Genomic DNA, 9,946 nt, shown 5'->3' with positions numbered 1-9,946 from the left:
CGCCGCGAAAACTGACGATCACATCATCGGCCTTCATTCTGTTGGTCTCCTGCGAAGCCGTGTCCGATGCATCGCGCGCATGCCGGCGCCGTTCTCGTTCTACGTATTCGGCGGCCGCCGGTTACCCCGCGCGCGTGAATTGACTATAGCAATCAATGGCTATAGCCTGTATAGCCAAATCGCACTCGATGATAATGCCATTTCATGCGAGCCGTCCTGTTGACCGACCTGTTGGCGCGCGCATTGTCCGATGGCGGCAGCGATACGCTGCAGCACCGGATCTACGACGTCGTGCGGCGCGGTGTGCTGGATCATACGCTCGCCGCGGGGCAGAAACTGCCGTCGTCGCGCACGCTCGCGCAGGAACTCGGCATTTCCCGGATCACCGTCTCGCTCGCCTACGATCGACTGATCGCCGAGAACTATCTCGTCGCGCGCACCGGCAGCGGCACGTTCGTCGCGCCGACGAGCCCGCGGCCGCTGAGCGGCCCCGGCGAAATCGTGCATACGCGCCATTCGATGACGCTGTCGCAGCGCGGCGCGATGCTCGACCGGCTGCCGGGCGGCGTCACGCAAAGCTACGGCCCATTCGTGCCCGGCGTCGCCGACACGCCGATGTTCCCGTTTCACGTATGGCGCCGGCTGATCGCGCGGCATATCGGCAAGGGCGACCTGTCGCTGTCCGGCTATGCGCTCGACGGCGGCTACGCGCCGCTGCGCGCCGCGGTCGCGCGCTACCTGAAGATCTCGCGCTCGGTCGTCTGCGAGCCCGAGCAGGTCATCATCACGTCCGGTACGCACCAGTCGATCGATCTCTGCGCGCGGCTGCTCGCCGATCCGGGCGACGTCGCGATCGTCGAGAACCCGTGTCACTGGGCGTTCCCGACCGTGCTGTCGGCCGCCGGCCTCGAACTCGTCGCGAGCGCGATCGATGCGGCCGGCCTGTCGCTGAACGACATCGATACGCCGGCGCGCGCGCGGCTGGTCGTGACGAGCCCGTCGCACCAGTATCCGACCGGCGCCGTGATGCCGCTGTCGCGCCGGCTCGAACTGCTGCAGAGCGCACGCACGCGGAACCTGTGGGTGATGGAAGACGACTACGACAGCGAATTCCGCTACGACGGCATGCCGCTGCCGTCGCTTCAAGGACTCGACAGCGACGCGCGCGTGATTTACGGCGGCACGTTCAGCAAGGCGATGTATCCGGGCGTGCGCATCGCCTATCTGGTCGTGCCCGCGCATCTGGCCGACACGTTCGCGAAGGCCTGCGCGAAGCTGTACCGCCCCGGCCAGCTGCACATCCAGGCCGCGCTCGCCGACTTCATCGACGACGGCCACTTCGCGCAGCACGTGCGGCGGATGCGGATCGAATACGCGCAGCGTCAGCAGTTGCTGCGCGACGCGCTGCATGCGGAATTCGGCAGCTCGATCCGGCTGTCGGACGCGCGCGCGGGACTGCATCTGTTCGCGAGCTTCGATGCGGACGTGTCGACGCGTGCGCTGACCGACGTCGCGCGCGCGGACGGTCTGATTCTCGGCCGGCCGCATTTCGTCGCGCCGCACGCGCTCGCCGATCGCAGCATCGTGCTCGGCTACGGCGGCGTCGCGCAAAGCGCGATCGGCGATGGCGTGAAGCGGCTCGGGCGCGCGTATGCGCGCACGCTCGAGGCGACGTAGCCGCGGCTGCGCGCGAACCGTCACAGGGCGGCGAGCGCGCCGTCGGCGGCCGCGAGCAGCAGATCCGCGTGTTCCTGCGTAAACGGCAGCAGCGGACGGATCTTCAGCACGTTGCCGCGCACGCCGGTCGCGCTGATCAGCACGCCGCGCTCGCGCATCAGATTGACGACGCGCTGCGTCTCGTCTTCGGCCGGCGTCTTCGCGTGGCGGCCGCGCACGAGCTCGACGCCGAGGAACAAACCGTCGCCGCGCACGTCGCCGATCAGGTCGTGCTTGCGCGCGAGCGTGCGAAACCCTTCGCGCAGATACGCGCCGATCCGGCTCGCGTTCGCCTGCAGACCGTCGTTGACGATCACGTCGAGCGTCGCGGCCGCCGCCGCGCACGACACCGGATTGCCGCCGAACGTATTGAAATAGCGCGTGTCCTTGCCGAACCGCTCGAGCACCTCGGCGCGTGCGGCGAGACCGGCGATCGGATGACCGTTGCCCATCGGCTTGCCCATCGTCACCAGATCCGGAACCACGTCGTGCCGCTCGAAGCCCCACATCTTCGAGCCGGTACGCGCGAAGCCGGCCTGCACTTCGTCCGCGATGAAGACGCCGCCGGCCTGCCGGATCGCCGCGACCGCACCCTGCAGAAAACCGCGCGGATCGGCGAACACGCCGTCGCTCGTGAACAGCGTGTCGACGATCAGCGCGGCGGGCCGCACGCCGTGCCGCACGAGGTCGTCGATCGCGCGCTGCACGTCGCGTGCGAACCGCGCACCGACGTCGGCGTCGTCGCCGCGATACGTATCGGGCGGCGCGACCGCGCGCACGTGCAGGCCGAGCGGCACGTGCCGGCCGAGCGACGGCGAGATCTCGGCGATCGCGGCCGTCACGCCGTGATAGGCGAGCTGCGTGACGATCACGCCGGTGCCGCCCGTGTACTGCTTCGCGATGCGCAGCGCGAGATCGTTCGCCTCGCTGCCCGTGCAGGTGAACATCGCCTGCGACAGCGCGTCGGGCATCGTGCGCAGCAGCCGTTCCGCGTAATCGAGTATGCCGTCGTGCAGATAGCGCGTATGGGTGTTCAGCGTGCCCGCCTGCTTCGCGATCGCCTCGACGACTTCGGGCCGGCAATGGCCGATCGACGCCACGTTGTTGTACGCGTCGAGATATGCGCGGCCCGCGCTGTCGTAGAGCCACACGCCTTCGCCGCGCACGATGTGCAGCGGCGTTTCGTAGAACAGCCGGTACGCGGGCCCGAGCACGCGCGCACGCCGCTCGACGAGCGCACGCGCCTGCGCGTCGAGTGCCGATGCGCGCTGCGGGTCGAACGCGTTGAGCATCGCCGGATCACTGCGCATGAAGATTCTCCTGTTCGTGGCGGATCGCGTCGCCGATGATGCGCGCCGCGTCGCCGTCGGGCAGTGCGGCGAGCCGGTGCAGGCCCGTCCACGACAGCGCGTTGTTGCGCAGGATGTAGGCGCTGTTCTCGGGATGCTCGCGCGCGCGCCAGCCGGTGATCAGTACCGTCATCAGCAGCCGCGCGACGATCAGCTCCGGCAACACTGCCAGTTCGTCGCCGCTCAGCGGGTTCGCGCGGTGGTACGCGCAGATGCACTCGACGGCCGTCTCGAGCGGATTCGTCGTATCGGCAAGCTGATACGACGACGCGACCGCGAGCTCGTTGACGAGCGGCGCGTGCACCATGTCGCCGAAATCGAGGATCGCGGTGATGCGGTCGGTGTCGGTCTCGTCGACGAGCACGTTGTACGGGTTCAGATCGTTGTGAATCACCTGACGCCGCAGTGTCGTCATGCGGCGCGCGGTGTGTGCGTCGTGGCGGTCGAGCAGATGGCGCGCGAGCGCGCGCGGCTCGCCGCCGTCGACGTAGTCGAGCAGCGGGCGCAGCTGCGACAGATGCTGGATGTCCCACAACAGCCGGTGCCCCGCATGCGCGTGCGTAAAGCCGCGCAGCGCGCGGTCGAAGCGGCCGAGCGCGGTACCGAGCGCGCGGCGCTGCCGTCGCGAGCGCTCGACGCGATGCAGCGGGATGCCGGGCGCGAACGTGATCATCCGCACTGCCTGGCGCGCGTGCTCGCCCGCGACGTCGCGCCAGTGAATGTAACGGCCCGACCGGTCGCGCATCAGCCGCGGCACCGGCAGCGCCGCGTCGGCCTCGATCACCTGCAGCTGCGCGAACGTCTGGAACTCCGTCACGCCCGCCTGCTCGGCCGGATGCGCGAGCTTCAGCACGTACGACGCGCCGTCCGCCGCGTCGATGCGGAAGTTCTGGTCGCGTTCGCTCGCCAGCGCGCTCGCCGTGCCGACGATGCCGAACGCGTCGGCCGCCAGCGCCTCCGCTTCGTCGATGCCGATGCGCGGCGATGCGACGGAAAACAGCGTGTCGTGCCTGAGCGGGCCGGCGGCAGCATCATGCATCGTCGCCTCCTGCCGGCCGGCATGCGCCCCCGCCGCTCGATGAATCGACCTTCACGCGCGTCATGTTCGCCCTCGCTCGTCGTATGGATGTCGAGCGAACTCTAGAGCACACTGGCTTTATGGCGAATAGCCACTTGTCATCACGTTATAAGGCCACTTTCGTGACGGCGGTGGCTGCGGCGGCTGGCTGGGACGTTCGGCCATCCCGTTGCGGCGGCGGGCGTCGGCCGTGAGCCGGGCTCGGCGTCGGCTGCACCGTCGCGCGCCTTCGAGATCGCCTCGACGAGCTTCAGCTCGTCGTCGAGCGACAGCGTCGTGTCGAGCACGTCGCCGCCGAACGACGCGAGCGCGGCGCTGAGCCGGGCGACGTCCAGTTGCGTGACCGCGAACGCGACCGTCACGGTGCCGGTCCGAACCTTGCGCCCGACGCGCTCGATCAGCGCATCGTCGATCGGCCGATCGCGCAGCGCATCGAGCGATGCGTCGATGCGCGCGAACGCGTCGGCGAGCAGTGAGCCGTGCGACACGTGCGCAGGATCGGCCGCGTGCGTGGTCCGGCTGCCGTCGCCCGCACATTCGACGATCACGACGCCCGACAGCGCGACCGTCCGTGCGTCGCGCAGCGCGGCGAGCGCCGCGAGCGCGCGATGCGCCGTGTCGAGATCGGGGTAGGACAATGCAATCAGCGTATTGATCGGCAACTCCGGCTAGAGGTGCGTCGCGACGCCGGCGGCAGGTCCGCGAGGCATGCCTGCGTCGCGACTGCCGCAACGGCGATCCGCCTCGCCCATCGGATGACGGTCGTCATGGGCTTCGGATGCAACGCGCGCGCGGCGCTGGTACGATCGTCGCACCGAACCGACGATCACGATCGATGGAGGGTTTCGAACGATGCACGCCAGCGAAATGTTCATGGGTCACGAGATTCGCGTCGAGGCGACGCGCAACGAACGCGGCGCGTGGGTCGCGCACGTGCGGATCTTCCGCGACGGCGCACCGGTCGACCTGCCGGCGCCCGAGCTCGTCACGCCCGAATGGCTCACCTGCGACGAAGCGCTGCGCGGCGGCCTCGACCAGGGGCGCATCATGCTGAAGACGCACGACCGCTGAGCGCGGCGCGCTCATCGTTCGCCGCCAAGCCGCGCGGGCGCGCGCACGCAGCGGCCCGCATCGAACGCGTCGCGCATCGGCCGCGATACGTCGTCCAGCGTCGACCGACGTCGAGCCGGCAGTGTCGCGATCGACGATCCGATGACCGATGTTGCGCTCGGCGATCGCGTTGAGCAGTGCGTCGACCAGATACTTGTCCATTCCGTTTCCCGTCAGGCTTGCGCACATTCGTTGCGTACGCAACGTTACCGAAGCCGTTTGCGTCCTCGCCATGTCTGTCCGATCTGCATCGCTTCCTCGCGATCGGCATGCATCGACGCGCTGCGCTCAGCCGAGCGCCTGACGCATCACCTTGCCGCCGAATCCCGTCACGACGTTGTCGACCGAGAACGGCGTCGCTTCCTTCGCCTCGAGAATCACGGCGGCGCTGCCGGGCGCGAGCGTGACCGCGACCGATTCGACGAAGCGGCCGTCGAGCAGCGCGCTGCTCGCCGCATCGGCGAGCACGCCCGCGCCCGCACCGGCGGCCAAGCCCGTCACGACGCCAAGCGGGCCCGCGAGCAGGCCGAGCAGCGCGCCGGCGATCGCGCCGATCGCGCCGCCGCGAAACGGCCGCGCCTGGGCGTCGAGCACCGCGAGCTTGCCGGCCGCATCGCGTTCGACGACGACACCGTTGTCGATCGCGAATCCTTCGTTCTTCTCCGACAACGCGTCGAAATCGTTCGCCGCGCGTCGGGCCAGGTCCGCGCTGCCGAATACGGCAACGATCAGTTGCTTGCTCATCCGATCCCTCTCGTTTGCAAGGCGCGCCCCGCCGCGGCGCGACGGTTCGGCGCGGGTGCTTGCCGGCCGGCGCGAAGCAGCAGCCGCGCGGCCGGCGTGCGTTCAGATGCCGGTTGCGCGTTCGCGGGCGCGTGCGGCATCGACATACGCACGTGCGGCCGCGGCCTGCATCGCCGCAGCCGGTTCAGGCTGCGCGCCGGCCGCGTCGTGCGCAGCGCGCGCCTGCCGGTACGCCTGCTCGGCCGCGTGCTGCAAGTCGATCGCGCGCGCGAAGTCGTTCGCGTTCGTCGTCATGCGTGAGCCTCCGTCGTGCGCGTCGCGCCGCGACGCCGTGCCGTTTGCCAACCGAAAGCTTGCGCGTGCTCGATCACCGGCTCGCACGCACATCGTCCTCGACGTCGCCGACTTCGGCCGGATACCGGTGCTGGCCGAAACTGAGGATCAGCACGCCGAGCGCGAGCAGCACGATGCCGAACGTCGTCATCAGCATCCGCTCGGGGCTGTCGGTCGCGCCGCGCAGGATCAGGTCGCGCGCGAGCGACGTCATCGCGATGAACAGCGGAAAGCGCACCGGCAGGCGGCCGAGCCGCAGATAGCGCACGTCCATCGCGAGCACTTCGAGATACAGGAACATCAGCAGCAGGTCGGTCAGCGACACCTCGCCCGCGAGCACGACCTTCCACGCCTCCTGCGCCATCGCGAACGCCGTCGCGAGGCCGATCACGATCAGCCCCGCGAGTTCGGCCGCATGGAGAAAATGGCCGAAGCGGCGGCGAATGCGCTCGGCGGGCGAACAGGCGACGGTGGACGTATTCAGCATGTTTCGTGATTCGATGGAAAACGCGCGCAGCTCAGCGACGCGCCGCATGCAGCGCGTGCGGCGCAGCGCGGCGCGCCTCGGCGACGTGTGCGTCGGGCGGCCGGATGCCGGCATCGGCCGTCGCATCGTCGACGGCCGACAGCGTGCGAACGCAACACTGATGAAACGCGATGCCGGCATCGGTGCATGCGACGCCGTCATCGGCGCAGCGCAACAGCAGACGGCAGCCGAGATAGCGTTCGAGGCCGTCGATCCGGTCGCTCACGTGCGCGGCGCCGAGCTTCAGTTCGGACGCCGCACCGGGCAGTCCGCCGTGCTCGACCACCGCAACATAGATGCGCATCGCTTCAAGCAGATTCATCGTCGTGCTCCTCGTCGGCGGCCGAGCGAACCCAATCTACTGCACGCCACCTGCACAAACAAGAGCACAGCCGAGCGTGCGGCAGGAGTACAGCCGCGCATCGGCACGATGGATTCGGTGCATGGTTTGTGCATTCGCAGGACAGATCGGCGATACGTGTTCCAAAGACTCGCCGAAGCTGCTAGATTGCAGGCTCGACCGCGCGATGCGAAGCGAACGTCGCGCACCGGGCGCATGCGCCGCGCCCGCGTGCATCGCTTTTCCGCATGCGCGGCGATTGCGCCGCATTGCGCGTTGCGACCGTACGCAGCGCGTTTCATCCGCATGTCATACAAGAGAACAGTCGCATGACCGAGTTCATCCGTTTCCGTTCGCGCGCCGCGGCAGCCGCGCGCCGTCCTTCCCGACATGACTGACCGGCAGGCCGCAATGGAAACACGTCCCCCGCTCTCCCAGGCCGTCCACAGTCCGATCAGGCGCAGCGCGATCTTTCTCGTCGCGACGATCAATCCCGGCGACGCGCATGCCGACACGATCCGCTCGTGGTGCGGCGACATCGCCGCGCTCGTGCGCTCGGTCGGCAAGCGCGTGCCGGGCGGCAACCTGTCGTGCGTCTGCGGCTTCGGCTCGGACGCATGGGACGCGCTGTTCGGCGAACCGCGTCCCGCGGCATTGCATCCGTTCCGCGAATTCGGCGCCGGCCAGCGCGTCGCGATCGCGACGCCCGGCGACATCCTGCTGCACATTCGCGCCGATGCGATGGACCTCTGCTTCGAGCTCGCGACGCAGCTGCTCGCCGCGCTCGGCGATGCGGTGACCGTCGTCGACGAAGTGCACGGCTTTCGCAACTTCGACCAGCGCGCGATGATCGGCTTCGTCGACGGCACCGAGAATCCGGAAGGCCGCGATGCGGTCGACTTCACGGTAATCGGCGACGAGGATGCGGCGTTCGCCGGCGGCAGCTACGTGATCGTGCAGAAGTACCTGCACGACATGGCCGGCTGGAACGCGCTGCCGGTCGAGACGCAGGAGCGCATCATCGGCCGCACGAAGCTGTCCGACATCGAACTGGCGCCGGACGTGAAGCCGTCGTCGTCGCACAGCTCGCTGACGACGCTCGACGAGAACGGCAAGGAAGTGAAGATCCTGCGCGACAACATGCCGTTCGGCCGGCCGGGCGCCGGCGAATTCGGCACTTATTTCATCGGCTATGCGCGCTCGCCGGCACCGATCGAGCAGATGCTCGAGAATATGTTCGTCGGCCGCCCGCCGGGCAACTACGACCGGCTACTCGATTTCAGCCGCGCGGTTACCGGCTCGCTGTTCTTCGTGCCGTCGGCCGACCTGCTCGACGCGCTGCCCGACCGCGCCGCGCCCGCCGAGGCCGCCGAGGCCGCCCCGTCATCGAACGAGCCGCACCGCGACGGCTCGCTGAAAATCGGATCGCTCAAAGGAGTCAAAAGCGTATGAACAATCTGCACCGCGAACTCGCGCCGATCTCCAGCGCCGCCTGGGAGCAAATCGAGGAAGAAGTCGCGCGCACCTTCAAGCGTTCGGTGGCCGGCCGCCGCGTGGTCGACGTCGAAGGCCCCAAGGGCCCCGAACTCTCGGCCGTCGGCACCGGGCACCTGCGCGACGTCGCGGCGCCGCGCGAGCACGTCGATGCGCGGCTGCGCGAGGTGCGCACGATCGTCGAGCTGACGGTGCCGTTCGAACTCGACCGCGCCGCGATCGACAGCGTCGAGCGCGGTGCGCGCGACGCCGACTGGCAGGCGGCCAAGGAAGCCGCGCAGCGGCTCGCGTTTGCGGAAGACAGCGCGATCTTCGACGGCTATCCGGCCGCCGGCATCGTCGGGATCCGCGAAGGCACGTCGAACCGCAAGCTCACGCTGCCGAGCGACGTCGGCGCCTATCCGGACGCCATCAGCGATGCGCTCGAGGCGCTGCGCCTCGCGGGCGTCGACGGCCCGTACTCGGTGCTGCTCGGCGCCGATGCCTATACCGCGCTCAGCGAGGCGCGCGATCAGGGCTATCCGGTCATCGAGCACATCAAGCGGATCGTCAGCGGCGAGATCGTCTGGGCGCCGGCGATCAGCGGCGGCTGCGTGCTGTCGACGCGCGGCGGCGATTACGAGCTTCATCTCGGCGAAGACGTGTCGATCGGCTATGCGAGCCACACCGACAAGGTCGTTCGCCTGTATCTGCGCGAAACCTTGACGTTCCTGATGCTGACGAGCGAAGCGTCGGTCGCGGTCGCGCCGGCCGCCGGCACGGCCGCCTGATGCGCCGCCCGCGCGCGATGCCGGCCCGGCGTCGCGCGCTTTGCGGCCGCACGACGGCCGCCCGTTCGTCGCCGATCGAACCCATCCCGCATGGAGGGAATCATGAGCGATACGAATGATGCAATGCAGAAGCTGCAAGCCGCGGTCGACGGGCTGAAGCAAACCGTCGACGCCAACGCCGGCAGCCGGGCCGCCGAGGTCGCCGTGCTGTTCACCGTCGTGTCGCTGATGCTGGCCGAACTGCCGCCCGACACGCGCAATCTGATCGAAGATTCCTTTTCCGTATGGGCCGACGGTCTGTCGGACGCCGCGTTGTCCGCGAGCGTCAAGCAGATCGCGCGACAGCGGCTCGCGATGACGTTCGACGCGTGACGCCGCCGCGTCGCGCGCGAGCGCCGGCCGGCTCGCGCCATGCAAGCCGCCCTCTTCGTCGCCGCTTGCGCGACGCACAGCGGTTGCGCCGCGCGCGCACCCGCCCCTGACACA

The 9,946-nt window shown here is 69.0% G+C and carries 12 protein-coding genes; 5 read left to right on the top strand and 7 right to left on the bottom strand.

What is annotated here, in order from left to right; translation table 11 throughout:
- The first annotated feature begins 204 nt into the window (after positions 1-204).
- Positions 205-1,677 (top strand): MocR-like pyridoxine biosynthesis transcription factor PdxR, encoded by a 1,473-nt coding sequence (locus tag HMPREF3115_RS21510; RefSeq protein ID WP_070555958.1) that lies wholly within the window; start codon positions 205-207, stop codon positions 1,675-1,677.
- 20 nt (positions 1,678-1,697) lie between these two features.
- Here the strand turns inward: HMPREF3115_RS21510 and HMPREF3115_RS21505 are convergent, their stop codons facing one another.
- The 3 genes from HMPREF3115_RS21505 to HMPREF3115_RS21495 all read right to left on the bottom strand — a co-directional run bounded on the left by HMPREF3115_RS21505 (position 1,698) and on the right by HMPREF3115_RS21495 (position 4,781).
- Entirely contained in the window at positions 1,698-3,026 is a 1,329-nt protein-coding gene (locus HMPREF3115_RS21505; RefSeq protein ID WP_070555956.1) for an aspartate aminotransferase family protein, read from the bottom strand.
- A complete protein-coding gene (locus HMPREF3115_RS21500; RefSeq protein WP_070555954.1) occupies positions 3,016-4,104 on the bottom strand; it encodes a phosphotransferase in 1,089 nt (362 codons plus the stop codon). Before HMPREF3115_RS21500 ends, HMPREF3115_RS21505 begins: the two co-directional genes overlap by 11 nt.
- Before the next feature lie 140 nt (positions 4,105-4,244).
- The gene (locus tag HMPREF3115_RS21495; RefSeq protein ID WP_227747520.1) at positions 4,245-4,781 is read right to left on the bottom strand and encodes a DUF1269 domain-containing protein; all 537 of its coding nucleotides are present in this window, start codon (positions 4,779-4,781) and stop codon (positions 4,245-4,247) included.
- A gap of 214 nt (positions 4,782-4,995) precedes the next feature.
- Between HMPREF3115_RS21495 and HMPREF3115_RS21490 the strand changes: the two genes are divergently transcribed.
- On the top strand, positions 4,996-5,214 hold the full coding sequence (locus HMPREF3115_RS21490) for a DUF6566 family protein (protein ID WP_006398879.1): 219 nt from the start codon (positions 4,996-4,998) through the stop codon (positions 5,212-5,214).
- Between the two features lie 327 nt (positions 5,215-5,541).
- Here HMPREF3115_RS21490 and HMPREF3115_RS21485 read toward each other — a convergent pair whose 3' ends face one another.
- The 4 genes from HMPREF3115_RS21485 to HMPREF3115_RS21470 all read right to left on the bottom strand — a co-directional run bounded on the left by HMPREF3115_RS21485 (position 5,542) and on the right by HMPREF3115_RS21470 (position 7,178).
- Positions 5,542-5,997, bottom strand: a complete 456-nt coding sequence (locus HMPREF3115_RS21485) for a DUF1269 domain-containing protein (protein WP_070555952.1) — start codon at positions 5,995-5,997, stop codon at positions 5,542-5,544.
- 102 nt (positions 5,998-6,099) lie between these two features.
- Positions 6,100-6,291: a hypothetical protein gene (locus HMPREF3115_RS21480; protein ID WP_006407388.1), complete on the bottom strand. Its 192-nt coding sequence runs from the start codon at positions 6,289-6,291 to the stop codon at positions 6,100-6,102.
- Between the two features lie 73 nt (positions 6,292-6,364).
- Positions 6,365-6,817 (bottom strand): phosphate-starvation-inducible protein PsiE, encoded by a 453-nt coding sequence (locus HMPREF3115_RS21475; protein ID WP_035957035.1) that lies wholly within the window; start codon positions 6,815-6,817, stop codon positions 6,365-6,367.
- A 31-nt stretch (positions 6,818-6,848) separates the two neighbouring features.
- Positions 6,849-7,178: a helix-turn-helix domain-containing protein gene (locus tag HMPREF3115_RS21470; RefSeq protein WP_059940592.1), complete on the bottom strand. Its 330-nt coding sequence runs from the start codon at positions 7,176-7,178 to the stop codon at positions 6,849-6,851.
- Positions 7,179-7,586: 408 nt separating this feature from the next.
- Here HMPREF3115_RS21470 and HMPREF3115_RS21465 point away from each other — a divergent pair, with 408 nt between their 5' ends.
- The 3 genes from HMPREF3115_RS21465 (at position 7,587) to HMPREF3115_RS21455 (ending at position 9,832) form a co-directional block, all read left to right on the top strand.
- Entirely contained in the window at positions 7,587-8,648 is a 1,062-nt protein-coding gene (locus HMPREF3115_RS21465) for a Dyp-type peroxidase (RefSeq protein ID WP_070555950.1), read from the top strand.
- Positions 8,645-9,460 (top strand): family 1 encapsulin nanocompartment shell protein, encoded by an 816-nt coding sequence (locus tag HMPREF3115_RS21460; protein ID WP_006407383.1) that lies wholly within the window; start codon positions 8,645-8,647, stop codon positions 9,458-9,460. The genes HMPREF3115_RS21465 and HMPREF3115_RS21460 overlap by 4 nt, the downstream gene beginning before the upstream one ends.
- 102 nt (positions 9,461-9,562) lie before the next feature.
- Positions 9,563-9,832 carry a hypothetical protein gene (locus HMPREF3115_RS21455; protein WP_006407382.1) on the top strand — a complete coding sequence of 90 codons (270 nt, stop codon included), beginning with the start codon at positions 9,563-9,565 and terminating at the stop codon, positions 9,830-9,832.
- Positions 9,833-9,946 lie beyond the last annotated feature (114 nt).

This window comes from Burkholderia sp. HMSC10F09, assembly GCF_001806955.1.
Taxonomy (GTDB): Bacteria; Pseudomonadota; Gammaproteobacteria; order Burkholderiales; family Burkholderiaceae; genus Burkholderia; species Burkholderia multivorans.
The sequence above is the reverse complement of the archived record's forward strand: the minus strand, read 5'-3'. Positions and strand labels throughout refer to the sequence as shown.

Bases quoted from the DNA above. Each gene is read 5' to 3' on its own strand.
- HMPREF3115_RS21510 (WP_070555958.1), top strand. From the start codon at position 205: ATGCGAGCCGTCCTGTTGACCGACCTGTTGGCGCGCGCATTGTCCGAT.
- HMPREF3115_RS21505 (WP_070555956.1), bottom strand. From the start codon at position 3,026: ATGCGCAGTGATCCGGCGATGCTCAACGCGTTCGACCCGCAGCGCGCA.
- HMPREF3115_RS21500 (WP_070555954.1), bottom strand. From the start codon at position 4,104: ATGCATGATGCTGCCGCCGGCCCGCTCAGGCACGACACGCTGTTTTCC.
- HMPREF3115_RS21490 (WP_006398879.1), top strand. From the start codon at position 4,996: ATGCACGCCAGCGAAATGTTCATGGGTCACGAGATTCGCGTCGAGGCG.
- HMPREF3115_RS21485 (WP_070555952.1), bottom strand. From the start codon at position 5,997: ATGAGCAAGCAACTGATCGTTGCCGTATTCGGCAGCGCGGACCTGGCC.
- HMPREF3115_RS21480 (WP_006407388.1), bottom strand. From the start codon at position 6,291: ATGACGACGAACGCGAACGACTTCGCGCGCGCGATCGACTTGCAGCAC.
- HMPREF3115_RS21475 (WP_035957035.1), bottom strand. From the start codon at position 6,817: ATGCTGAATACGTCCACCGTCGCCTGTTCGCCCGCCGAGCGCATTCGC.
- HMPREF3115_RS21470 (WP_059940592.1), bottom strand. From the start codon at position 7,178: ATGAATCTGCTTGAAGCGATGCGCATCTATGTTGCGGTGGTCGAGCAC.
- HMPREF3115_RS21465 (WP_070555950.1), top strand. From the start codon at position 7,587: ATGACTGACCGGCAGGCCGCAATGGAAACACGTCCCCCGCTCTCCCAG.
- HMPREF3115_RS21460 (WP_006407383.1), top strand. From the start codon at position 8,645: ATGAACAATCTGCACCGCGAACTCGCGCCGATCTCCAGCGCCGCCTGG.
- HMPREF3115_RS21455 (WP_006407382.1), top strand. From the start codon at position 9,563: ATGAGCGATACGAATGATGCAATGCAGAAGCTGCAAGCCGCGGTCGAC.